The 23,495-nt window shown below is 66.7% G+C and carries 26 protein-coding genes; 8 read left to right on the forward strand and 18 right to left on the reverse strand.

Annotation, left to right across the window (positions count from 1 at the left end):
- Nucleotides 1-27: 27 nt before the first annotated feature.
- From rnc to ACXJLU_RS11380, 17 genes are all read right to left on the reverse strand, one after another.
- Complete coding sequence (gene rnc / locus ACXJLU_RS11300; protein ID WP_073462196.1) at nt 28-732, reverse strand: ribonuclease III; 705 nt, start codon at nt 730-732, stop codon at nt 28-30.
- Nucleotides 733-778: 46 nt separating this feature from the next.
- Nucleotides 779-1,180, reverse strand: a complete 402-nt coding sequence (locus ACXJLU_RS11305) for a DUF4845 domain-containing protein (protein WP_457330866.1) — start codon at nt 1,178-1,180, stop codon at nt 779-781.
- A gap of 23 nt (nt 1,181-1,203) precedes the next feature.
- Nucleotides 1,204-2,169: a signal peptidase I gene (gene lepB / locus ACXJLU_RS11310; protein ID WP_457330867.1), complete on the reverse strand. Its 966-nt coding sequence runs from the start codon at nt 2,167-2,169 to the stop codon at nt 1,204-1,206.
- Between the two features lie 11 nt (nt 2,170-2,180).
- The gene (gene lepA / locus ACXJLU_RS11315; protein WP_073462195.1) at nt 2,181-3,989 is read right to left on the reverse strand and encodes a translation elongation factor 4; all 1,809 of its coding nucleotides are present in this window, start codon (nt 3,987-3,989) and stop codon (nt 2,181-2,183) included.
- Nucleotides 3,990-4,538: 549 nt separating this feature from the next.
- Nucleotides 4,539-5,969, reverse strand: a complete 1,431-nt coding sequence (locus tag ACXJLU_RS11320) for a Do family serine endopeptidase (RefSeq protein WP_457330946.1) — start codon at nt 5,967-5,969, stop codon at nt 4,539-4,541.
- Between the two features lie 134 nt (nt 5,970-6,103).
- Entirely contained in the window at nt 6,104-7,123 is a 1,020-nt protein-coding gene (locus ACXJLU_RS11325) for a MucB/RseB C-terminal domain-containing protein (protein WP_457330870.1), read from the reverse strand.
- A gap of 17 nt (nt 7,124-7,140) precedes the next feature.
- Nucleotides 7,141-7,803, reverse strand: a complete 663-nt coding sequence (locus ACXJLU_RS11330) for a sigma-E factor negative regulatory protein (RefSeq protein WP_457330872.1) — start codon at nt 7,801-7,803, stop codon at nt 7,141-7,143.
- Nucleotides 7,804-7,845: 42 nt separating this feature from the next.
- Entirely contained in the window at nt 7,846-8,454 is a 609-nt protein-coding gene (rpoE, locus tag ACXJLU_RS11335) for an RNA polymerase sigma factor RpoE (RefSeq protein WP_083613781.1), read from the reverse strand.
- 2 nt (nt 8,455-8,456) lie between these two features.
- A complete protein-coding gene (locus ACXJLU_RS11340) occupies nt 8,457-8,936 on the reverse strand; it encodes a hypothetical protein (RefSeq protein ID WP_457330874.1) in 480 nt (159 codons plus the stop codon).
- A 21-nt stretch (nt 8,937-8,957) separates the two neighbouring features.
- Complete coding sequence (gene fabF / locus ACXJLU_RS11345) at nt 8,958-10,202, reverse strand: beta-ketoacyl-ACP synthase II (RefSeq protein ID WP_457330876.1); 1,245 nt, start codon at nt 10,200-10,202, stop codon at nt 8,958-8,960.
- 28 nt (nt 10,203-10,230) lie between these two features.
- Nucleotides 10,231-10,470: an acyl carrier protein gene (acpP, locus tag ACXJLU_RS11350; RefSeq protein ID WP_009552529.1), complete on the reverse strand. Its 240-nt coding sequence runs from the start codon at nt 10,468-10,470 to the stop codon at nt 10,231-10,233.
- Nucleotides 10,471-10,623: 153 nt separating this feature from the next.
- Nucleotides 10,624-11,385 carry a 3-oxoacyl-ACP reductase FabG gene (gene fabG / locus ACXJLU_RS11355; RefSeq protein WP_457330878.1) on the reverse strand — a complete coding sequence of 254 codons (762 nt, stop codon included), beginning with the start codon at nt 11,383-11,385 and terminating at the stop codon, nt 10,624-10,626.
- A complete protein-coding gene (gene fabD, locus ACXJLU_RS11360) occupies nt 11,382-12,320 on the reverse strand; it encodes an ACP S-malonyltransferase (protein WP_457330880.1) in 939 nt (312 codons plus the stop codon). Before fabD ends, fabG begins: the two co-directional genes overlap by 4 nt.
- A 69-nt stretch (nt 12,321-12,389) precedes the next feature.
- The gene (locus ACXJLU_RS11365; RefSeq protein WP_457330882.1) at nt 12,390-13,382 is read right to left on the reverse strand and encodes a beta-ketoacyl-ACP synthase III; all 993 of its coding nucleotides are present in this window, start codon (nt 13,380-13,382) and stop codon (nt 12,390-12,392) included.
- A complete protein-coding gene (plsX, locus tag ACXJLU_RS11370; RefSeq protein WP_457330884.1) occupies nt 13,379-14,482 on the reverse strand; it encodes a phosphate acyltransferase PlsX in 1,104 nt (367 codons plus the stop codon). The genes ACXJLU_RS11365 and plsX overlap by 4 nt, the downstream gene beginning before the upstream one ends.
- Before the next feature lie 185 nt (nt 14,483-14,667).
- The gene (rpmF, locus tag ACXJLU_RS11375; RefSeq protein WP_073462187.1) at nt 14,668-14,850 is read right to left on the reverse strand and encodes a 50S ribosomal protein L32; all 183 of its coding nucleotides are present in this window, start codon (nt 14,848-14,850) and stop codon (nt 14,668-14,670) included.
- Nucleotides 14,851-15,019: 169 nt separating this feature from the next.
- Nucleotides 15,020-15,565, reverse strand: coding sequence for a YceD family protein (locus ACXJLU_RS11380; protein WP_457330887.1), 546 nt, complete (start codon nt 15,563-15,565; stop codon nt 15,020-15,022).
- A 41-nt stretch (nt 15,566-15,606) separates the two neighbouring features.
- Here ACXJLU_RS11380 and ACXJLU_RS11385 point away from each other — a divergent pair, with 41 nt between their 5' ends.
- Nucleotides 15,607-16,200: a Maf family nucleotide pyrophosphatase gene (locus ACXJLU_RS11385; protein WP_457330889.1), complete on the forward strand. Its 594-nt coding sequence runs from the start codon at nt 15,607-15,609 to the stop codon at nt 16,198-16,200.
- A 3-nt stretch (nt 16,201-16,203) separates the two neighbouring features.
- Nucleotides 16,204-16,965: an SAM-dependent methyltransferase gene (locus ACXJLU_RS11390; RefSeq protein ID WP_457330891.1), complete on the forward strand. Its 762-nt coding sequence runs from the start codon at nt 16,204-16,206 to the stop codon at nt 16,963-16,965.
- 7 nt (nt 16,966-16,972) lie between these two features.
- Here ACXJLU_RS11390 and ACXJLU_RS11395 read toward each other — a convergent pair whose 3' ends face one another.
- Nucleotides 16,973-18,433 (reverse strand): DEAD/DEAH box helicase, encoded by a 1,461-nt coding sequence (locus ACXJLU_RS11395; RefSeq protein WP_457330948.1) that lies wholly within the window; start codon nt 18,431-18,433, stop codon nt 16,973-16,975.
- A gap of 176 nt (nt 18,434-18,609) precedes the next feature.
- Between ACXJLU_RS11395 and ACXJLU_RS11400 the strand changes: the two genes are divergently transcribed.
- Genes ACXJLU_RS11400 through ACXJLU_RS11425 form a run of 6 tightly spaced genes read left to right on the forward strand, consistent with a single transcriptional unit; the run spans nt 18,610 to nt 23,495 of the window.
- Nucleotides 18,610-19,020, forward strand: a complete 411-nt coding sequence (locus ACXJLU_RS11400) for a MarR family EPS-associated transcriptional regulator (RefSeq protein WP_457330893.1) — start codon at nt 18,610-18,612, stop codon at nt 19,018-19,020.
- On the forward strand, nt 19,017-19,790 hold the full coding sequence (gene rfbF, locus ACXJLU_RS11405; RefSeq protein ID WP_457330895.1) for a glucose-1-phosphate cytidylyltransferase: 774 nt from the start codon (nt 19,017-19,019) through the stop codon (nt 19,788-19,790). The genes ACXJLU_RS11400 and rfbF overlap by 4 nt, the downstream gene beginning before the upstream one ends.
- Complete coding sequence (rfbG, locus tag ACXJLU_RS11410; protein WP_457330897.1) at nt 19,772-20,848, forward strand: CDP-glucose 4,6-dehydratase; 1,077 nt, start codon at nt 19,772-19,774, stop codon at nt 20,846-20,848. Before rfbF ends, rfbG begins: the two co-directional genes overlap by 19 nt.
- Nucleotides 20,849-20,857: 9 nt before the next feature.
- Nucleotides 20,858-21,412 (forward strand): dTDP-4-dehydrorhamnose 3,5-epimerase, encoded by a 555-nt coding sequence (gene rfbC, locus ACXJLU_RS11415; RefSeq protein WP_457330899.1) that lies wholly within the window; start codon nt 20,858-20,860, stop codon nt 21,410-21,412.
- 2 nt (nt 21,413-21,414) lie between these two features.
- Nucleotides 21,415-22,641 carry a methyltransferase domain-containing protein gene (locus ACXJLU_RS11420; RefSeq protein WP_457330901.1) on the forward strand — a complete coding sequence of 409 codons (1,227 nt, stop codon included), beginning with the start codon at nt 21,415-21,417 and terminating at the stop codon, nt 22,639-22,641.
- The gene (locus ACXJLU_RS11425; protein ID WP_457330903.1) at nt 22,638-23,495 is read left to right on the forward strand and encodes an NAD-dependent epimerase/dehydratase family protein; all 858 of its coding nucleotides are present in this window, start codon (nt 22,638-22,640) and stop codon (nt 23,493-23,495) included. The genes ACXJLU_RS11420 and ACXJLU_RS11425 overlap by 4 nt, the downstream gene beginning before the upstream one ends.

Genomic DNA, 23,495 nt, shown 5'->3' on the forward strand with positions numbered 1-23,495 from the left:
GGGGAACCAGGAGGGTCGTCGGGGGCGTCAGGAGCGCAGCGCACTGCCGGGCTTGTCATTCGCCTTCAGCGCGACCAGCATGCCGCGCGCTGCTTCTTGCTCGGCGGAACGGCGCGAACGGCCCTCGCCGGTTTCGGTGAGGCCGAGCGCCGGGACGGCGCATTCGACCTCGAAGGTCTGTGCATGCGCCTGCCCGCGAGTGGTGACGATGCGGTACGCCGGCACCGGCAGGCGGCGCGCCTGCAGCCATTCCTGCAGCTCGGTCTTGGCGTCCTTTGCCCAGCTGTCGAGATCGGTCGTCTCGATGACCTCGCCGAACAGCCGTTGCACCAGCGCCTGCGCGGCTTCGAAGCCGCCGTCGCGGTAGGCCGCGCCGATCACGGCTTCGAGCGCGTCGGCCAGGATCGAAGGCCGCTGCGCACCGCCGCCGCGGGCTTCGCCTTCGCTCAGGCGCAGCACCTCGGGCAGGCCGATCAGCAGTGCGACCTTGTGCAGGCTGTCCTCGCGCACCAGGTGCGCGCGCACGCGGGTCAGGTCGCCCTCGTCGGAGCCGGCGAAGCGCTCGAACAGCAGGTCGCTGATCGCCAAGCTCAGCACCACGTCGCCGAGGAATTCGAGCCGCTCGTTGTGGTCGACCCCGAAGCTGCGGTGCGTGACCGCGCGCGTCAGCAGGTCCGGCTGGGTGAAGCGGTAGCCCAGGCGGTGCTGCAGGGCGGTCAGTCGGGCATCCACGCGCAGGGCCGGTTGATGACGAGGAAGCACGAGCCGGGGCGAACCCTCAGCGCGAACGTCCTTCGTACTTGAGCAGCAGGTAGACCGGCGCCACCAGCTCGATCTCCTTGTTGTAGGCGAAAGAGATCACGACCTTGTCGTTGACCTTCGTGATCATCAGGTCCTTGCTGGTGATCGAGACGATCGAATACTCGACGTCCGTCTGCCGATCGAAGGCGGTGCGGATTTCGGGCACCGTAGAGGCACCACTCGTCGCGATCTTCTCGACCGCGCGCTTGATCGTGAAGTACTCGTTCAGCGTCGGCAGCACCTTCAGGGCAACGAGTGCGACGACACCGATCAGGATGGCCCAGAACATCAGGCCGAACAACGTGACGCCACGTTGCGATCCGCGCCGGTGTGTGAGCTGCCGCGCGTGGCCGCGAGATTCGATCGTCCGAAGTTCCATCGTCATGTACCTGTTGCTCCCGCTCAATTGAACGAACCGATGCGCTTGAGACTGCCGAAATTCATCCAGACAAAGAAGGCCTTGCCGACGATGTTCTGGTCGGGCACGAAGCCCCAGAAGCGCGAGTCCTGCGAGTTGTCGCGGTTGTCGCCCATCATGAAGTAGTGGCCCGGCGGCACCTTGCAGCGCACACCTTCCGCACTGTAGCGGCAGTTTTCCTTGAAGGGAAACTCGAACAGCGGCGCTGCCGAACTCGGCAGCTTGGTCTCGACCAGGATCCGGTGCGTGGCCGTGCCGAGCTTCTCGGTGTACTGCGGCGCGAAGCGCACGGCGTCTTCGTCGTAGAACGGCTCCAGCGGTTGCGTGTCGGCGAGCTTGCCGTTCACGTACAGGTGCTGGTTCAGGTAGTCGATCTGGTCGCCCGGCACGCCGACGACACGCTTGATGTAGTCGATGCTCGGGTTGGCCGGGTAGCGGAACACCATCACGTCGCCGCGCTGCGGATCGTTGATCTGGATGATCTTCTTGTTGATCACCGGCAGGCGGATGCCGTAGTGGTACTTGTTCACCAGGATCAGGTCGCCGATCAGCAACGTCGGCACCATCGAGCCCGACGGGATCTTGAAGGGCTCGAACAGGAAAGAGCGTAGCAGGAACACGACGAGGATCACCGGGAACAGGCCCGCGGTCCAGTCGAGCCACCACGGCTGCATCAGCAAGGTGTCGCGGGCCTGGGCGACGTTGTCGTCGACCTTCGCAATGCCCTGCGCGGCCAGGCGCTCGCGGCGTTCGGCGTCCTGGCGATCGAGCGTGGCGGCGGCCGCCGCGCGGCGCGGCGCGAAGTGGAAGCGCTCGGCCAGCCAGTAGGCCAGCGTCGCGACCGTGAGGATGAACAGCAGCAGCGAGAAGTTACCTGTCCACTTGCCGAGGTACCAGCCGCCCAGATACACCACCAGGGCGCCATAGAGCACGCCGGTCAGAGAACCCATCAGTGAGCCCATCAATCGTCCACTTGGAGGATGGCGAGAAACGCTTCCTGGGGCACCTCGACGGAGCCGATCTGCTTCATGCGTTTCTTGCCGGCCTTTTGTTTTTCGAGAAGCTTGCGCTTGCGCGAGATGTCGCCGCCGTAACACTTGGCGAGAACGTTCTTGCGCAGCGCCTTGATTGTCTCACGCGCAATGATGTTGGCCCCGATGGCGGCCTGGATCGCCACGTCGTACATCTGGCGCGAGATCAGCTCGCGCATCTTGGCCACCACCGCGCGGCTGCGGTACGCGCTCTGGGTGCGGTGCACGATGATCGACAGCGCATCGACCTTGTCGCCGTTGAGCAGGATGTCGACCTTGACGACGTCGGCCGCGCGGTACTCCTTGAACTCGTAGTCCATCGACGCATAGCCGCGCGACACCGACTTCAGCTTGTCGAAGAAATCCAGCACGATCTCGGCCAACGGCATCTCGTAGGTCAGCATGACCTGGCGACCGTGGTAGGCCATGTTGATCTGGTTGCCGCGCTTCAGGTTGGCCAGCGTCATCACCGGGCCGACGTAGTCCTGCGGCATGTAGAGATGCACGGTCACGATCGGCTCGCGGATCTCGTTGATGCGGCCGAGGTCGGGCATCTTCGACGGGTTCTCGACCTGGATCACGGTCTGGTCGCCGAGCTCGACCTGGTAGACCACGCTCGGCGCGGTGGTGATGAGGTCCTGGTCGAACTCGCGCTCGAGCCGCTCCTGGACGATTTCCATGTGCAGCAGCCCGAGGAAGCCGCAGCGGAAACCGAAACCGAGCGCCTGGCTGACCTCGGGCTCGTAGCGCAGCGACGAATCGTTCAGCTTGAGCTTCTCGAGCGCATCGCGCAGCTGGTCGTATTCGCTGGCTTCGGTCGGGTACAGGCCGGCGAAGACCTGCGGCTGGATTTCCTTGAAGCCCGGCAAGGCCTGGCTGGCCGGGCCCGCGTTGTTCGGCAGCTTCTTCTCGAGCGTGATGGTGTCGCCGACCTTGGCGGCCTGCAGCTCCTTGATGCCGGCGATCACGAACCCAACCTCGCCGGCGCGCAGCGCATCGCGCGACAGCGCCTTGGGCGTGAACACCCCCATCTGCTCGGCGGCGTAGGCGGCCTCGGTGGCCATCATCTTGAAGCGCTCGCCCTTCTTCAGCTCGCCGTCAACCACGCGCACCAGCATCACCACGCCGACGTAGTTGTCGAACCACGAGTCGATGATCATCGCGCGCAGCGGCGCGTCGGGGTTGCCCTGGGGCGGCGGCATGCGGGTGATCACCGCCTCGAGGATGTCGTCGATGCCTTCGCCGGTCTTCGCGCTGCACGGGATCGCGTCGGTCGCATCGATGCCGATCACGTCCTCGATCTCGTCCTTCGCGCGCTGCGGATCGGCCTGCGGCAGGTCCATCTTGTTCAGCACCGGGATCACGTGCACGCCGAGTTCGATCGCGGTGTAGCAGTTGGCGACCGTCTGCGCCTCGACGCCCTGGCTCGCGTCCACCACCAGCAGCGCACCTTCGCAGGCCGACAGCGAGCGGCTCACTTCATACGAGAAGTCGACGTGCCCCGGCGTGTCGATCAGGTTCAGCTGGTAGGTCTGGCCGTTGCGCGCCTGGTAGGTGAGCGCGGCGGTCTGCGCCTTGATCGTGATGCCGCGCTCGCGCTCGATGTCCATCGAGTCGAGCACCTGCGCTTCCATCTCGCGATCGCTCAGGCCGCCGCAACGCTGGATGAGCCGGTCGGCCAGCGTCGACTTGCCGTGGTCGATGTGGGCAATGATGGAAAAATTTCGGATGTGATCCATTGAACGATTCCGCTGCGTCGCTGTTCGACGCTGCAGCGGCTGCGCCGCTGCGTTGATGGCTCATGCCGTGTGCGCTGTCGCGTGACAACGCGCACTCGACATGATGGGTCGAAGACCCGGGCCGTGAACAAAAAAAAGGCACGTCGAAGAACTGACGCGCCTTCCAACAAAACGTATGGCAACTGCTTGTTGGGCCTTCATTGTAGCCAAAAGCACCCCGCCGGAAACCGCGCCATTGCTTGATTTCTTGTCGTTGCGGGTCACCAACAGCAAAATCTTTCCACAACTTATCCACAAAGCCTTGTGGGTAGCTTGGGGATAGTTTCAGACGCCCCTACTCGTTGACCGGATTGGCAATAAAGCCGATGCGCGACCCCCGAATTGTAGTCAAAAGCACGCTGAATTCGAGCTCTGCAACAGGCGAATGCGTGCGCACACTCACTTTTCACCAATTCGATCAAAATTGTCGAGCCGGAAGTTTCTGCTGCAGATTCCACATGGCGGAAGAAGCGTGGCAATCCCCGGACCGGCACTCGGATATCGGACCTCTTACTTGATCACCGGGATCCGCAGGAACTGCGCCCAGTCGCCCCGCAGCACCGTGACCGGCAGCGACTTGTTCTTGTCGAGCTTGGCCACCACCGCCTCGAACTGCTTCACGTCGGTGACGTCGGACGTGCCGACCGCCACGATCACATCGCCGGCGCGCAGACCGGCCGCTTCGGCGCCGCCAGTCACCGCGCTCACGCGCACACCGTTCGCACCGCGCAGCGACTGACGCTCCGCATCGGTGAGGTTCGCGACGCTCAAGCCCCACACCTTCGCAGCACCCGCTGCGCGCGGCTCGACCGGCGCCTCCGGCCGCTCCGCCGCCGCAGCAGCGACCTGCGGGTTCAACTCGGCGAGGCTCGCCTTGAAATCGAGCAGCTTGCCGCGCCGGTTGCATTGCAGCGTGATCGCGGTGCCCGGCTTCAGCGCGCCCAGCGTGCGCCGCAGGTCGACGGCACCATCGACCGGCTTGCCGTTCACGCTGATCACGACGTCGCCCGGCTGGATGCCCGCCTTGTCGGCCGGCGTGCCGCTGACGACCTGGCGCACGAACGCACCCTTGGCCTTGCCCTTCGCGAGCCCGTATTCCTCGGCCAGTTCGCGCGGCACGTCGATCGGCTGGATGCCGAGGTAGCCGCGCACGACGCGACCGGTGGCCTTCAACTGGTCGGCCACTCGCATCGCCTCGTCGATCGGGATCGCGAACGAGATGCCGACGAAGCTGCCGACCGGGCTGAGGATCTGCGAGTTGATGCCGACCGCCTCGCCACGGATGTTCAGCAGCGGCCCGCCGGAGTTGCCCGGGTTCACCGCGACATCGGTCTGGATGAACGGCACGTCGGAGCCGGTCTCGCGCTGCTTGGCACTGACGATGCCGGCCGTCACCGTGCTCTCGAGCCCGAACGGCGAGCCGATCGCGAGCACCCATTCGCCGACGCGCAGCCGCCCCGCATCGCCGATCTTCAGCGACGGCAGCCCGGTGGCATCGATCTTCACCAGCGCGACATCGGTGCGCTCGTCGGCCCCGATGATCTTCGCCTTGAACTCGCGCTTGTCGGTCAGCGTGACATAAACCTCGGTCGCGCCCTCGACCACGTGGGCGTTGGTCATCACATAGCCGTCGGCGCTGAGGATGAAGCCGGAGCCCTCGCCGCGCGGCACCTCTTCGCCGGGTTGCTGCGGCGCGGTCGGCGCACGGCGGCGGAACGGCCCGCGCGGCGAGTCGGTCGCGCGCTCGGTGGTGCGGATGTTGACGACGGCCGGGCTGGCGCGCTCGACCAGGTCGGCAAAGTCGGGCAGCAGCTGCGTCGGCGCCGGGGGTTGTGCCTGCGCGGATGCTTGCGCCGGGCTTGATGCAGGGTTCGGTGCCAGGGTCTGCGCATCGGCGGACGGTGCCAGCCAGAAGACCACGCCCAGCCCGAACGCGGCCATGCAGCCCCGTATCGCGCGGCGAGCGCGCAGCGTATTCTCCGGTGCACACCGGCCTGGATCGATCACAGCTTGCATGCCGAGCACTCCCTCGAGACACCTACACGGGCCGCCGCGTGCAGCCGCACGCCGGCAGGCTACTTCTTGCGCTCCAGTCCCGCCGCGAACGCACGCAGCGTCGCCGTCGGCACGTCGCCCATCACGGTCACCCACCAGTCGCCCTGGCGCCGCATCATCGTCTGCGTCGCACCGATCACGGTCGACATCGGACGCTGGTGGCGCTCGGCGTTGTAGGGCTCGATGAAGACCGACACGAAGGTCAGGCCGTCGGAATAGACCGCCTGCAGCACCGGTTCGGTGGAGCCGCGGATCCGCAGCGCACCGTCGAACGGCCGCTTGACGCAACTGACCTGCGTGAAGCCGGGGATGTCGTGCTTCAGCGACCACCCCTCGGATTCGAGCGTGGCCGGCGTGACGGGCGGCCGCACGATGCGGTAGCCGTCGAGCTTGCGCAGCGGCTGCGTGATCAGTTCCGCCTGCGGCTTGACGTTGATGCTGACGTCGGAAAACGCCGACGACTCCAGCACCTCGGCATGCTCGCCCATCACTTCGGTGCGCAGCAGCAGGCCGGTGCTCTTCTCGGCCCACAGGCGGTAGCCGAAGCGGTGGGCATCCTTGGCACGCAGCTGCAGCACGTTGGCCTCGTGGCCGGCCACCCGCTCGACACCCATCGGCTTGAGCTCGTAGAAGTCGGTCACGTGCTGGGCACCGGCCTGCAGCAGCGCGGGGAACGAACTCATCGAATCGCGCTGCTCGACCATCGCGACGCGGCTTTGCGGCCACACCGTGTGGACGATGTCGTTCTGCCGCAGCACGTTGCGCATCTGGCCTTCGAGCGAGTCGATGCGCTCGTACTGGTTGCGACCGTCGCAGAAATGCGCGATGCGCGAACTCGCCAACGTACCGCCCGCGCTGACGACCACCGTGCCCTGGAAGTTGCGCTTGTTCGCTGCGTCGGTGATGCGGGTGAGCCAGGCCTGGGTCTCGCGCGCCTCGATCAACGGATCGCCGCTGACCAGCGCGCCTTGCGCCCGGCTGGCCGGGGCAAAGGCGACGAACGCACAACTCACCATCAACGCGGAAAGGCGCAGCAGCATGGGTGGGTGGGTCCGGGTCAGCGGGCGGGGGCTTCGGCTGCGGCATTGCGCAGGAAGCCCGACGGCACACCCGGGGCGGAACTGCCGCCGAACTTCTTGTGCACCGACAGGTACTCGTCGAGGCGCGCATCGCGGATCAGCTGGCCGTTCAGCCGCACCGGTTCGGTGTCTTGCGCGACGCTGACGGCACGCAGCGGCGAGGGGGCCGTTGCCACGGCGGTGGCACTGCCGGTCTGCGCAACGGTCGCCGGGCTGCCGCCGAACGGCAACGACCCGGGCACCGACGTGGCCACCAACGCGCCGGCAACGACCACGAACCCGGCGGCGACTGCCACCGGCGTGCGCCAGGCGCGGCGCGCACCGCCCATGGCCGCGACGGCGGCCGGGGCCAGCGGCAGTTCGACAGGTGCCGGCAACTCGGCCGGGGCCAGCACCACCGGCTCATCGGCCAGGCGCGCGCGCAGGCGGGCGAGGAAGGCGCAATCACGATCGACCGGCGACGCCAAGTCATCGGAACGCATCACGTCGCCGATCAACGCATAGGCGTGCCAGTTGGCGCGGGCCTGCGGATCCTCTCGCCATTGCGCGCACACGCGTGCGCCGGCTTCGGATCCGAGTTCCCCGTCGACCAGGGCCGACAAACCCTCCATCGACGCACTGCCTTCAGACGACTGTGACATTTCCAGCTCCAGCATTCATGTTCAGCAAGTGGCTCGACCGCATCACCAGCGATCGCCTTCCCGGGTGTCCAGCAAGGGACGCAGTTTCAGCGCAATCGCCTCGCGCGCACGGAAAATGCGCGATCTGACGGTGCCGATCGGGCAATTCATCACTTCGGCGATCTCTTCGTAGCTCAAGCCCTCGATTTCGCGCAGCGTGATCGCCTGGCGAAGATCTTCAGACAGCGCATCGATCGAAGCGTTCACTGTGGCCGCGATTTCTTTCGATGCCAGCAAGGCTTCGGGCGTTTCGCCGTCTGTTAGTTCATTTTCGACGCGGGAAGTTTCGTCGTCGTCGTCCCGCGAGGCGCGTGCGGATTCCGTCACGATCGGGTCGCGCTTCATCTCGACCAGCGCCTTCTTGGCGGCATTGACCGCAATCCGGTACAGCCAGGTGTAGAACGCGCTCTCGCCGCGGAACTGCGGAATCGCCCGGTAGGCCCGGATGAAGGTCTCCTGGGCGATGTCCTGCACCAGGTCGGTGTCCCGCACCATGCGGCCGATCAGCCGTTCGATGCGGCGCTGGTACTTGACGACCAGCATCTCGAACGCCTTCACGTCGCCGCGCTTGATGCGTTCGATCAGCGGCGCGTCTGCGTCCGGGGTGGTCATGCTCATGGCCGGCCGTCCTGGCCGAAGGTCTCAGGCATCGCCGCGGACCGCGCCGTGAACAAGGTGCTGCGCAGGTGGTGCCAGTCGTGCTCGAGTCCCGACCGTTGCACCGGCAACCAGCATGCAGCCGACGGATGGTGCGCCACATGATCCGGCACGAAATGCAGCAGCAGCCAGCGGCCACCGTCGATGGCGACCTGCAAAGACCCGGGCGAGGGTTCCCCGCCGGCATGGGTCAGGTGCCACTGGCCGCCATCCCAGCGCAGCACGAAGCCCGGCAGCCGTGCAAGGGAAAGCAGCGACGCCGTGGCGGCCATGCAGGTCAGCAGCAGAAAGCCGGCCGCCACCGTCAGCAACGGCCGCTCGGTGGTCATCCACCACGCGAGCGCACTGCCCCAGACGACCATCCCCGACACGGCGAGGCCGCCGCGCCAGGCGCCGAAGCGGGAGACGGTGAGCTGGAACTCGGCTGGCGCGTGCATGCCGGGCGCGGATCGGGCCGGTCAGACGCGCTTGAAGACCAAGGTGCCGTTCGTGCCGCCGAATCCGAAGTTGTTCTTCACCGCGTACTCCATCTTCAGGTCGCGCGCCGTGTTGGCGCAGTAGTCCAGGTCGCACTCGGGATCCTGGTTGAAGATGTTGATCGTCGGCGGCACCACCTGGTGGTGCAACGCGAGCGTCGTGAACACCGACTCGATGCCGCCGGCGCCGCCCAGCAGGTGGCCGGTCATCGACTTCGTCGAGCTGACGACCATCTTCTTCGCATGGTCGCCGTAGGCCAGCTTGATCGCGTTGCTCTCGTTCACGTCGCCGAGCGGCGTGGACGTGCCGTGCGCGTTCAGGTACTGGATCTGGTCGGGGTTGAGGCCGGCATTGCGCAGCGCCGCCTTCATCGAGCGCTTGGGCCCATCGACGTTCGGCGCCGTCATGTGGAACGCATCCGCGCCCATCCCGAAGCCGACCAGCTCGGCATAGATCTTCGCGCCGCGCTTCTTCGCATGCTCGTATTCCTCGAGCACCACGACGCCCGCGCCTTCGCCGAGCACGAAGCCGTCGCGGTCCTTGTCCCAGGGACGCGAGGCCGTGGCCGGATCGTCGTTGCGCGTCGACAGCGCGCGCGCCGCAGCGAACCCGCCGATGCCCAGCGGCGACACCGTCGATTCGGCGCCGCCGGCGACCATCACGTCGGCATCACCGTACTCGATCATGCGACCGGCTTCGCCGATGCAGTGCAGACCGGTGGTGCAGGCGGTGACGATCGCGAGGTTCGGCCCCTGGAAGCCGAACTTGATCGACACGTGGCCCGAGATCATGTTGATGATCGACGCCGGCACGAAGAACGGCGACACGCGGCGCGGACCGCGTTCGACCAGCTCGGCATGGGTTTCCTCGATCATCGGCAAGCCGCCGATGCCCGAGCCGACCAGGCAGCCGATGCGCTCGGCTTCATCTTCGCTCAGCGCATCGCCGGTGGGCAGGCCCGAATCCTTCACCGCCTGCATCGATGCAGCCAGGCCGTAATGGATGAAGGTGTCCATGTGCCGGGCCTCCTTGGCGGGGAAGTAATCCTCCACCTTGAAGCCCTTCACTTCGCCTGCGAAATGGCAGGCGAACGGCGACGCATCGAACTTGGTGATGGTCGCGATGCCGGAACGCCCGGCCACGATGTTGGCCCACCCCTCGGCCACCGTGTTACCCACGGGACTGATGAGGCCGAGCCCGGTGACGACGACGCGGCGACGGCTCATGCGATGCTGCTCAGTTGGGAATGAAGGCTCAGGCCTTCTGGTGCTTGACGGCGTAGTCGATCGCCAGCTGCACGGTGGTGATCTTCTCGGCTTCTTCGTCGGGGATCTCGATGCCGAACTCGTCTTCGAGGGCCATCACCAGTTCCACGGTGTCGAGCGAATCAGCGCCCAGGTCTGCCACGAAAGCCTTCTCGTTGGACACATCGGCTTCCGGAACGCCCAGTTGTTCGGCGATGATTTTCTTCACACGTGCTTCGATATCGCTCATGACTCCTCCAGGAGGGTTTGCTGAAACAGCCCGAGATTCTAAGGCTTGCAGGGTGTCGGCTCTAAGTCAGGCCAACACGCTGAAATCCAGGTTCCGGTCGGGCCCTTCCGGTGTGTGGGGAAACGCGTTCGACGCAGTTCGGCGTCGTTGGCGTCAATTCATGAACATGCCGCCATTGACATGCAACTCCGTGCCGGTGATGTAGCTGGCCTGGGCCGACGCCAGGAAGGTCACCGCATGCGCAATGTCGCTCGCCTGGCCGAGTCGGCCAAGCGGAATCTGTGCCATCAGCGCGGTGGTCTGCTGTTCGGAGAGCTCGCTCGTCATGTCGGTCTGGATGAAGCCCGGCGCGACGCAGTTGACGGTGATGCCGCGGCTGCCGAGTTCGCGCGCCAGCGCGCGCGTCATGCCGGCGACGCCGGCCTTCGAGGCCGCGTAGTTGGCCTGGCCAGCATTGCCGCTCGCGCCGACGACCGACGTGATGTTGATGATGCGGCCGAAGCGCTGCTTCATCATCGGGCGGATGACCGCGCGGCTGACGCGGAACACCGCCTTCAGGTTGGTGTCGATCACCGCATCCCAGTCGTCGTCCTTCATGCGCATCGACAAGGTGTCGCGCGTGATGCCGGCGTTGTTGACGAGGATCTGCAGGCCGCCGTGCTCCTTGACGATCGCGTCGATCGCCGTCTCGATGCCGGGGCCGTCGTTGACGTTCAGGCACAGGCCGCGGCTGCCGGGGAAGGCGGCCAGCGCCGCGCCGATCGCGTCGGCGCCGGCCTGGGTCGTCGCGGTGCCGATCACCTTGGCACCTTGGGTTGCCAGCGACAGCGCGATGGCGCGACCGATGCCACGCGAAGCGCCGGTCACCAGGGCGACCTGCCCCGCCAGCGTCGAACCATTGTGGGATTCACTCATGCCAACAGGCCTTTCGCTTCCAGCAGCGTGGCCGGATCGTGGATCGCGGCCGTGACCGCATCGGCGTCGATGCGGCGGATCGTGCTGGCCAGGACCTTGCCCGGCCCGCACTCGAAGATGTGGCGGATGCCGCGCGTGCGAATCGCCTGCACCACCTCGACCCAGCGCACCGGCCCGAAGGCCTGGCGCACCAGCGCGTCGCGGATGGCGTCGGGATCGTCCTGCACCGCGACATCGATGTTGTTGACGAGCGGGATGCGCGGTGCGTTCAGCGTCACGCCGGCCAGGCGCGCCTTCAACTGCTCGGCCGCCGGGCGCATCAGGCTCGAATGGAAAGGCGCCGACACCGACAACTGCAGCGCCCGCTTGGCGCCCTTGTCCTTCAGCAGGCTGCACGCGAATTCGACACCGGCCTTGGTGCCGGCGATCACGGTCTGCTTCGGGTCGTTGAAGTTGGCCGCCTCGACGATCTCGCCGGAGGCCACCGCGGCTTCGGCACAACCGGCGCGCACGACATCGGCATCGAGCCCGAGGATCGCTGCCATGCCGCCGGCACCGACCGGCACCGCCTGCTGCATGGCCTGCGCGCGAAAGCGCACCAGCGGCAGCGCATCGGACAGGCTGATGACGCCGGCCGCGACCAGCGCCGCGTACTCGCCCAGCGAGTGACCGGCCACCACCGCCGGCTGCAGCCCGGTCTCGGCGAGCCAGGCGCGCAGGCAGGCGACGCCCGCGGTCAGCATCACCGGCTGGGTGTTCTCGGTCAGGTCGAGCGCGTCCTTCGGGCCGGTGTGGATCAGCTGGCCCACATCGATGCCGAGGGCGGTCGACGCCTCGGCCAGCGTGTCGCGCACGGCCGCGTGGTCGCCCCAGGCGTCGAGCATGCCGACGGCTTGTGAACCCTGGCCGGGAAAGACGAATGCGAACGGAGTCATGTCAGCGCCTTGTAGTCGCGGCAACGCAGAGAAGAGGGAGAGATCGCGGACGGGCTGCTGGGCGCGTGCTCAGTAGTCGAACAGCACCGCGCCCCAGGTGAACCCGCCGCCGACGCCTTCGAGCATCACGGTGTCGCCGCGCTTCACCGTGCCGGCGCGCACCGCGACGTCGAGTGCCAGCGGGATCGAGGCGGCGGACGTGTTGCCGTGTTCGTCCACCGTCGCGATCAGCTTGTCCAGCGGCAGCTTCAGTTTCTTGGCCGTGCCCTGCATGATGCGGATGTTGGCCTGGTGCGGAATCAGCCAGTCGATGTCGGCCTCGGTGCGGCCGGCCTTCGCAAGCACCGAGCGCGCCACGTCTTCGAGCACGCCGACCGCCAGCTTGAAGACCGCCGGGCCGTCCATCTTCAGCAGCGGATCGCCGGTGACGTTGCCGCCGGACACCGAACCCGGCGTGCAGAGGATGTCGACATGGCGGCCATCCGCATGCAGCTCGCTCGCGAGGATGCCGGGCGTGTCGCTCGCCTCCAGCACCACGGCGCCGGCGCCATCGCCGAACAGCACGCAGGTGGTGCGGTCGTTGAAATCGAGCAGGCGCGAGAAGATCTCGGCACCGATCACCAGCGCCTTGCTGGCCGCACCGGTGCGGATCATCGAATCGGCCACCGTCAGCGCATAGACGAAGCCGGAGCACACCGCCTGCACATCGAAGGCCGCGCAGCCGGCGACGCCGAGCTTGCGCTGCACGATGGTGGCGGTCGACGGGAACACCATGTCGGGCGTCGAGGTGGCGACGATGATCAGGTCGATCTGCGACGCGGCGACACCGGCCGCTTCGAGGGCACGCTGCGCGGCCGGCAGGGCCAGGTCGCTGCACGGCACGTCGGGCTCGGCAAAGTGGCGCGCGCGGATGCCGGTGCGCGCGACGATCCACTCATCGGAAGTCTCGACACCCTTGGCGGCCAGTTCGACGGCCAGGGCTTCGTTGGTCAGGCGCTTCGGCGGCAGGTAACTGCCGGTGCCGGTGATGCGCGAATAGCGGGTCGCAGAGGGTTGGGTCATGCAGCGAGGGCGGCACCGTCGGGCGTTGCACCGCTTGCACTTGCAGGGGTGGGCAAGGCATGCAGCGAATCGCGAATCCGGTCGTGCACCCGATCCAGCAAGTGATTGCGGGCCGCATCATAAGCCCGATTCAAGGCCTGCTCGAACGCATAGGCATCGGACGATCCGTGCGCCTTGAACACCAGGCCGCGCAGGCCGAGCAGCGCGCCGCCGCTGTAGCGGCGGTGGTCGACACGGTGCTTGAAGTGGTTCAGCACCGGCAGCGCCACCAGCGCGGCCATCTTCGTGAAGATGTTGCGCGTGAATTCCTGCTTGATGAAGCTGGACAGCATCGACGCGAGGCCTTCGGCGGTCTTCAGCGCGACATTGCCGACAAAGCCGTCGCAGACGACGATGTCGGTCGTGCCCTTGAAGATGTCGTTGCCTTCGACATTGCCGTGGAAGTTGACGTGGCCGCCTTCGGCCGCGGCGCGCAGCAACTCGCCGGCGCGCTTGATCGTCTCGTTGCCCTTGATGACTTCCTCGCCGATGTTCAGCAGGCCGACGCTCGGGTTCTCCTTGCCGTCGACCGCCGCGACCAGCGCGCTGCCCATCACCGCGAACTGCAGCAGGTGTTCCGCGCTGCAGTCCACATTGGCACCGAGATCGAGCACGGTCGTGTAGCCGTCTTTCTGGTTGGGCATCACCGCGGCGATGGCGGGGCGGTCGATGCCCTCGAGCGTCTTCAGCAGGTAGCGCGCGACCGCCATCAGCGCACCGGTGTTGCCGGCGGACACACAGGCATGCGCGCGCGGCGCCTGGCCATCAGCACTCGGCTTCAGCTGCATCAGCGCCACGCGCAGCGACGAATCCTTCTTGCGACGCAGCGCCACCTCGACCGCGTCGTCCATCTCGACGACCTCGGTGGCTGCCACCAGATGGCAGCGCTCCCAGCCGGCGGCCGGCGCGAGCGCCTCGGCACGACCGACCATCACCACCTCGGCCAGCGGGTGGGCGGCCAGAAAGGCGCGGCAGGCGGGCAGCGTGACGGAGGGACCGTGGTCGCCGCCCATGCAGTCGACGGACAGGCGAATGACATCGGTCGCGGCGGGCGGCGACATCGGGTTCATGGACACAGGAGCGGCAGCGAACTCAGGCAGCAGCCGCCGAAGCAGCCACCGCCAGAAAGACAAACACCCGGCACTGCGGCGGGCCGCAGGCCGGGTCGGGGCAAGGTCTCGCAGGGTTCACGCATCATGCCTTGGCCGCGACAGGGCACGGACGGCGGAAGTGCGCGACAACCGACTCAGGCGTCAGCCTTGGTCTTCAGAACCTTGCGCCCACGGTAGAAACCGGTGGGGCTGATGTGGTGACGCAGGTGCGATTCGCCCGTGGTCGGCTCGATCGCGGTGCCCGGCGTGGCCAGGGCATTGTGCGCACGGTGCATGCCGCGCTTCGAGGGCGACTTCTTGTTTTGCTGAACGGCCATGAAAATTCTCCTTGAGCCAGTGGCTCGGTACACGTCCCGACACGCACATCCCGACATACACATTCAGGAGCCAGGCGGGGGGCGCTGAGGTCTCCAGAGATCTTCCGGGGACGCAATCAACGCTTTGACGAAAAAGCCTGCGATTCTAGCATGGGGGCCCAGCCCCGGATCAATTGGGCAGCTGGCCGCGCTTCAAGGCAGCGAGCGCCGCGAACGGGTGGGCCTCCTTCTCGGCCGCGACCTCCTCCTCGGAGACCGGCACCGCCAGCGGCTGCGGGCAGTGCTCGTGGCGCGGCACGATTGGCAGCGCCAGCAGCAACTCGTCTTCCACCAGCGTGAGCAGGTCCAGTTCGCGGGTCAGCGCCAGCACGTCGTGCTCGCTGTCGGCGTCGAGCGCCGCGGCGGCGTCCTCGCCGGCCACGAACTGGAAAGAACTCTCGATGGCCAGTGGCGCCGTCATCGCCGACAGGCAGCGTTGGCACTGCAAGGTCACTGTGGTCTCGGCTGTCAGATGCAGCCAGTTCTCGGCGGCGCCGCCGCGCGCTTCACGGCTCTCGCCCTGGGCCACCCAGGCGACATCGGCTCGGCTTTCGGGCAAGGTGCTCTGCTTCAGGCGCAGCAGCTCGACTTGCGGCCAGCGGCCTTCGAGCCGGACGGATTCCTGGGCGAATGCCTCGACTTCCAGGTGGCGGGGATCGGTGACTCGGGACTTCATCCGCCCAGTGTACGGGCGCGCGCGATGGGAGAATCCGCGGCATGACCCCACGCCCCTCGCTGATCCTCGGCTCGACCTCGCGCTACCGGCGAGAACTCCTCGAGCGCCTGCGGCTGCCGTTCGAGGTGCGCGCGCCCGACGTCGACGAAACGCCGCGGGACGGTGAAGCCCCGGCCGCGCTGGCGCTGCGGCTGGCCCTCGCGAAGGCCCACGCCGTCGCGGCCCAGGCGCCGAACGCGGTCGTGATCGGCTCCGACCAGGTGGCCGACCTCGACGGCACGCCGGTCGGCAAGCCCGGCAACCACGAGCGCGCGGTCGCGCAGCTGCGGTCGATGCGCGGCAAGTCGATCGTGTTCCAGACCGCCGTCGCCGTGGTGCATCGGCAGACCGGCTTCGAGGCCTCGGCGCTGGTGCCGGTGCGGGTGCGCTTCCGCGCGCTGTCGGATGACGAGATCGAGCACTACCTGCGCGCCGAGCAACCCTACGACTGCGCCGGCAGCGCCAAGTCCGAAGGGCTGGGCATCACGCTGCTGACCGCGATCGAATCCGACGATCCGACGGCCCTGATCGGCCTGCCGCTGATCCGTACCGGCGAGTTGCTTCGCCAGGCCGGCATCGACCCGCTGGCCGCCTGATCGATGGCGACGCCCGGTCAGCTTTTCCTGGTGCCCAACACGCTGGATTTCGGCGTGTCGGCCGACAGCGACCTGCGCGAAGTGCTGCCCGCCGGTGTGTTGCGCACGGCTGCGGCCCTGACCCACTGGGTCGCCGAGAACGCGAAGACGACACGTGCCTTCCTGAAGCGGGTGGATGCGATCCAGCCGCTCGCGCGGCCGCTGCAGGAGATCTCGATCGTCGAACTGCCGAGGCCGCCGAAGGGCCGCGACGCCGGCCCGCCGCCCGACCTGAAGTCGCTGCTCGCGCCGGCGATCGACGGACACGACATCGGGTTGATCTCGGAGGCCGGGCTGCCGGCCATTGCCGATCCGGGGTCCGACCTGGTGCGCGCCGCGCATGCGCTGGCTATCCGCGTCGTGCCGCTGTCCGGCCCGAGTTCGCTGCTGATGGCGCTGGGCGCGAGCGGGCTGAATGGGCAGAGCTTCGCGTTCGTCGGCTACGTGCCGGTGGATGCCACTCAACGCGCAAGCCGCTTGCGCGAGCTGGAATCGTTGTCGCGCAAGTTCCGGCAGACCCAGCTGATGATCGAGACGCCGTACCGGAATGCGTCGTTGCTGGCGGCCCTGCTCGCCACGCTGAACCCGGACACCCGCCTGTCGGTCAGCTGCGGGTTGACGCTGGCCGGCGCCTGGACGCGCAGCGACACGGTGGCCCGCTGGCGCAGCCAGCCGGCCGAGTTGCCGAACGACGTGCCGGCCGTGTTCTCGCTGCTGGCCGGTTGACCGGCCCTCAGCCCTGCGGCGTCGTGACCTTGGCGCCGAACAGCGCCGCGACCTTCTTCTTCGGCTTGATGTTCGGCGACAACCGGCCACCGGAGGTCGTCGGCGCGGCCGCAGTCTTGCTCTCCCAGGCCGCCTCACCGGTGGCGGTGGGCTCGTAGGGCTTGTCGAAGAACGGATCGGCCGGCGGGCGCGGCGGCGCGTAGCTTCGCTGCGGGCGGGCTTCGCGCGGCTCGCGAGATTCGCGCGGTTCGCTGGCTTCGCGCGATTCAGCCGGCGCATCGTCCCAGCTGCGGCGCGGCCGCTCGGCGCGGTCGGCCACACGCGGGCGCGCATCGTCCAGCTCGATGGGTTCGATCTCGATCTTCTTCTTGATCAACTTCTCGATGTCGGAGACCAGCCGGGCGTCATCGCGGGTGACCAGCGTCACGGCCAGGCCGGACGCGCCGGCGCGACCCGTGCGGCCGATGCGGTGCACATAGTCTTCGGCGTTGAACGGCACGTCGAAATTGAACACGGCCGGCAGGTCGGCGATGTCGAGGCCGCGGGCAGCCACGTCGGTGCAGACCAGCACATCGACCTCGCCACGCTTGAAGGCCTCGAGGGCCTTCAGGCGCTCGTCCTGGGACTTGTCGCCATGCAGCGCGTTGGTCTTCAGGCCTTCGCGTTCGAGCGAGCGCGCGAGGCGGGCGCAGCCGAGCTTGGAGTTGACGAACACGATCGCCTGCTTCAGCGCGCGTTCGGTCAGGATCTTGCGGATGGCGGCGCGCTTGTCGTCGGACGACACGCTGTAGAAGCGCTGCTCCACGTTCGTCGCCGTCGCGTTCGGGCGGGCCACCTCGACGAGGATCGGATCCTGCAGGTAGCTCTCGGCCAGCTTCTTGATCTCGGTCGAGAAGGTCGCCGAGAACAGCAGCGTCTGGCGCTGTTTCGGCAGGTAGCTCAGGATGCGCTGCAGGTCGGGCAGGAAGCCGATGTCGAGCATGCGGTCGGCCTCGTCGAGCACGACGTACTCGACCTGGTTCAGCACCGCGTTCTTCGCCTCGATGTGGTCGAGCAGGCGCCCCGGCGTGGCGATCAGCACCTCGACGCCGGCCTTCAGCTCGAGCGTCTGCGGCTTCATGTCGATGCCGCCGAAGACGACGGCCGCGCGCAGCTTGGTGTGCTTGGAATACGTCTTGATGTTTTTCGCGACCTGGTCGGCCAGCTCGCGGGTGGGCGCGAGAACCAGCGCACGCACCGGATGCCGTGCCGGCGACATGCTGGCGTTCTCGTGGCGCAGCATCTTGTGCAGCAGCGGCAGCGAGAAGGCGGCCGTCTTGCCGGTGCCGGTCTGGGCGGCGCCCATCACGTCGCGGCCGGCCAGGACGATCGGGATCGCCTTGGCCTGGATGGGGGTCATCTGCGTGTAGCCCGACTCGGCAATGGCTTTTTCAAGCACGGGCGCCAGACCCAGGGCCGAGAATTCCATCACGGCCGGTACGGCTGCAGGGTCGGCAGCGGTGGATTCGAGGTCGGTGATGGACACGTCAGCTGGGGAAGAGATCATCCACGGATTATCCTCCGGACTGCGTGCAGCTCTTTTCCGGAGAAATTCGGGGGTCGCAAAAGCCCTGCGATCAGGCATATAGAATCTGCGTTCAACCCATGAACGCACCCCCTCCCCCCTCCGATCTCGATGCCGGCACGCAGCAAGGGCACATGGAGCTGTTGCGCCTGCTCGAAAGCCATCCGGAGTTCTCGCAGCGCCAGTTGGCAGCGGCGATGGGCGTGAGCGTGGGAAAGACCCACTACCTGCTCAAGGCCCTGTTGAAAAAAGGGTGGGTGAAGGCCAAGAACTTCCAACGCAGCGACCACAAGCTCGGTTATCTGTATGTCCTCACACCCAGCGGCGTGAACAGCCGATTGCAGCTGACACGCTCGTTCCTGGCTCACAAGGAAGCCGAGTACGAAGCGCTGCGCATGCAGATCAAGCTGTTGCGCGACGAACTCACCGCGCAGGCGGACGCCGCGGGGACCCAACCTCAATCTCGCAAAAGCACAGGAGCACATCCTTGAAGGCAGTCATCCTCGCCGGCGGACTCGGAACGCGCATTTCGGAAGAAACGCACCTGAAGCCCAAGCCCATGGTGGAGGTCGGCGGCAAGCCGATCCTGTGGCACATCATGAAGATCTACTCGGCGCACGGCATCAATGACTTCGTCATCTGCTGCGGCTACAAGGGCTACGTCATCAAGGAGTACTTCGCCAACTACTTCCTTCACATGTCCGATGTCACGTTCGACATGGAAAAGAATGCGATGCACGTGCACCAGCGCAAGGCCGAGCCGTGGCGCGTGACGCTGGTCGACACCGGCGACGAGACGATGACTGGTGGCCGACTGGGCCGCGTCGCTGAGCATGTGCGCGGCGAAGAGGCTTTCTGCTTCACCTATGGCGACGGTGTGGCCGACATCGATATCGGCAAACTGGTGGCCTTCCATCGCACGCACGGCAAGCAGGCGACGGTCACGGCGGTCCAGCCGGCAGGCCGATACGGTGCGCTCTCGATTGAAGGATCAACCGTCCGAGGCTTCATCGAGAAGCCGCGCGGCGACGGCGGCTGGATCAACGGTGGCTTCTTCGTGCTGTCCCCTTCGTGCATCGAACACATCGCCGGTGATGAAACCGTCTGGGAGGCCGAGCCGCTCACACGCCTTGCCGAAAGCGGCCAACTGAAGGCCTTCGAGCACAGCGGTTTCTGGCAGCCGATGGACACGCTGCGCGACAAGACCCACCTTGAGCAGCTCTGGGCCGCAGGCAAGGCCCCATGGAAGGTGTGGAAGTGAGTCCCTCGTTCTGGCGCGACCGGTCGGTCTTCTTGACCGGGCACACGGGTTTCAAGGGCGGTTGGCTGGCCCTGTGGCTGACCAGCCTGGGCGCCCGGGTGCATGGCTATGCATTGCAGCCGCCGACCGATCCCGATTTCTTCAGCGTGGCACGTGTAGCCGACGGTTTGGCCAGCCACACCATTGGCGACATCCGCGACGCCGACACGCTCGCGAAGGCGCTGCGCAATGCCGAGCCGGACATCGTGCTGCACCTGGCCGCCCAACCGCTCGTGCGCGCGTCGTACCGCGAGCCGGTCGAGACCTATGCGGTCAACGTGATGGGCACCGTCCACCTGCTGGAGGCCGTGCGCTCCTGCAAGACCGTGAAAGCGGTGGTCAACGTGACGACCGACAAGTGCTACGAAAACAAGGAGTGGGTCTGGGGCTACCGTGAGTCGGAACCGATGGGCGGCCACGACCCCTATTCCAACAGCAAGGGTTGCGCCGAACTCGTCACCTCCGCCTACCGCGCCTCCTTCCTCGCTACTGCCGGGGTGGCGCTCGGTAGCGCGCGCGCCGGCAACGTGATCGGCGGCGGCGACTGGGCCGGCGATCGGCTGATCCCGGACTTCTTCCGTTCCGCCCAGGCCGGCCGCGCGCTCGAGGTGCGCTTTCCCGACGCGACGCGGCCCTGGCAGCATGTGCTCGAGCCGTTGTCGGGCTACCTCGCATTGGCAGAGCACTTGGTCACGCACGGCCAGGCGTTTGCCGAGCCGTGGAATTTCGGCCCGGGCGAGGAGGATGCGAAGCCCGTGCGCTGGCTGCTCGACCACCTGACCGCGCAGATGCCCGGCACGCAATGGCACCAGCCGGGCGGCGAGCAGTTGCACGAAGCAGGCTTCCTGAAGCTCGACAGCAGCAAGGCGCGCGCGCGACTGCAATGGGCCCCGCGCTGGACCCTGCCCGAAGCGCTGCGCCGGACGGTGGACTGGCATCTCGCGTGGACGGCCGGCCGCGACATGCGAGGCTTCAGCCTCGAACAGATCGCCGAGCACCAGGCGCGCACGCCGTCCTGAGACCTGCGCATGGCGAGATTCACGTTGACCCACACGCCGCTGGCGGGCCTGGTGCTCGTCGAGCGGCAGCGCGCGCAAGATGCGCGCGGCTTCTTCAGCCGCTTCTTCTGTGCCGACGAGCTGGCCGAGGCAGGCTTCAGGATGCCGATCGCGCAGATCAACCACACGTTCACGGCTCGCAAGGGCGCGGTACGTGGCCTGCACTTCCAGCACCCGCCACACGCCGAGGACAAGTTCATCAGTTGCCTGCGTGGCGAGATCTTCGACGTCGCGGTCGACCTGCGCCGCGGCTCGCCGACCTTCCTGCAGTGGCACGCCGAGATCCTGTCGGCCGGCAACGCGCGCAGCCTGCTGGTACCGCAGGGCTTCGCACATGGTTTCCAGACCCTGAGCGACGACTGCGAGCTGATCTACCTGCACTCCCGGCCCTACGCCGCGGCCGCGGAGGCCGCATTGAACGTTCGCGATCCTCGGCTCGCGATCGATTGGCCGCTGCCGTTCACGGACCTGTCCGATCGCGACGCCAACCACCCGCTCATCACCTCCGAATTCACCGGGATCTGACGATGAAATGCCGCCATTGCCAAGCAGCCGTCACGCTGCAGTTCATTGACCTCGAGACCTCGCCACCGTCGAACTCGTACGTCACCGCGGCCGCCCTGCGCGGCCCCGAGAAGTGGTATCCGCTGCGCGTGTACACCTGCACCAATTGCTGGCTGGTGCAGACCGAGGACTACGCCCACTTCTCCGAGATGTTTTCGAGCGACTATGCGTACTTCAGCTCGTTCTCGACCAGCTGGCTCAAGCATGCCGACGAGTACGTCGCTGCCATGGCACAGCGTTTCGAGCTCGGTGCGCAATCGCACGTGATCGAGGTCGCCTCCAACGACGGCTACCTGCTGCAGTACGTGAAGCAGCGCGGCATTCCCTGCCTCGGCGTCGAACCGACCGCGAGCACGGCGGCCGCGGCACGCGAGAAGGGCATCGAGGTGCTGGAAGAATTCTTCGGCGTCGCGCTCGCCGACCGGCTCGTCGCGCAGGGGCGCTCGGCCGACCTCACGGCGGCGAACAACGTCCTGGCCCACGTGCCGGACATCAACGACTTCGTGGCGGGCTTCGCTCGCGTGCTGAAGGCCGACGGGGTGTCGACCTTCGAGTTTCCGCACCTGATGCGGCTGGTCGAGCAGTGCCAGTTCGACACGATCTATCACGAGCACTTCTCCTACCTCTCGTTGACGGCCGTCGATACCATCTTCGCCAGAAACGGGCTGCAGGTGTTCGACGTACAGGAACTGCCGACGCACGGCGGCAGCCTGCGGGTGTTTGCACAGCGGGCCGACACCGGCCGCCGCGAACGCACGGCGGCGCTGTCGGCGCTGCTTGAACGCGAGAGCGGCGCGGGCGTTGCATCGGCCGCGTACTACGCCGGTTTCCAGGAGCGCGCCAACACGATCAAAGACGACTTGATGAGCTTTCTCATCCAGGCCAAGCGTGATGGTAAGCGCGTCGCCGCATACGGCGCCGCCGCCAAGGGAAACACGCTGCTGAACTATGCCGGCGTGCGCTCAAATCTGCTGCCCTGGGTCGTCGATCGCAACCCGGCCAAGCAAAGCAAGCATCTGCCGGGTAGTCGCATTGCCATCGTCGATGAGGACCGCCTGAAGCAGGAGCGACCGAACTACGTGCTAGTTCTACCTTGGAACTTACGCGGTGAGGTGATGGAGCAACTCGCTTACATCCGCGAGTGGGGTGGCAGGTTTGTCACTGCTGTGCCGAAGTTGCACGTCGAATGAAGATCGCACTCACAGGCGCGACTGGATTCGTAGGCCGCCATACGGTACAGGCATTGGCTCGTTGCAGCGACGTGGAGGTCGTCGCGACGGCCCGCAGCGCCGAGCGCCCTGCGCACCTGCCTTCGCATGTACGTTACGTCGCGCTCGATCTCGCTACCACCGGACTCAACGCGTTCGAACTACTCGGCCGACCGGACACGCTAGTCCATCTCGCCTGGAGCGGCTTGCCGAACTATCGCTCTCTGCATCACTTCGAGTCCGAACTGCCGCGCCAGTACAGCTTCCTGCGCACGATGCTCGACGCCGGCCTGGGCTCGCTTCTGGTGACCGGCACATGCTATGAGTACGGCATGAGCTCCGGCGAGCTTGCCGAGAGCGTGGTTGCCCCACCTGCCAATCCCTATGCGCACGCCAAGGGCGTGTTGCATCAGCAACTCGAGTTCCTGCGCGCATCGCAGCCCTTCGCGCTGACTTGGGCACGGCTGTTCTACATGCATGGTGAGGGTCAGTTCGCAACCTCGCTGGTGCCGCAGTTGGCAGCAGCCGTCGCGCGCGGCGACGTTTCCTTCCCGATGTCGCGCGGCGAGCAGCTGCGCGACTACCTGCCGGTGGAAACCGTGGCCAGTTGCCTCGCCGAACTGGCAGTCCGCTGCCCGGGGGCAGGCACCATCAACGTCTGCTCAGGACAGCCAATCTCGGTGCGCGCGTTCGTCGAGCAGCTGTTGGAGCGCAACGGTTGGCGCATTGCGCTCGACCTCGGCAAGTATCCAGTTCCTGACTACGAACCGCTCGCCTTCTGGGGCTGCTCGCGCCGGCTGCACGAGTTGCTGGGCACGACGACGGCGGAGGTCTAA

This window comes from Rhizobacter sp. P5_C2 (assembly GCF_054049715.1).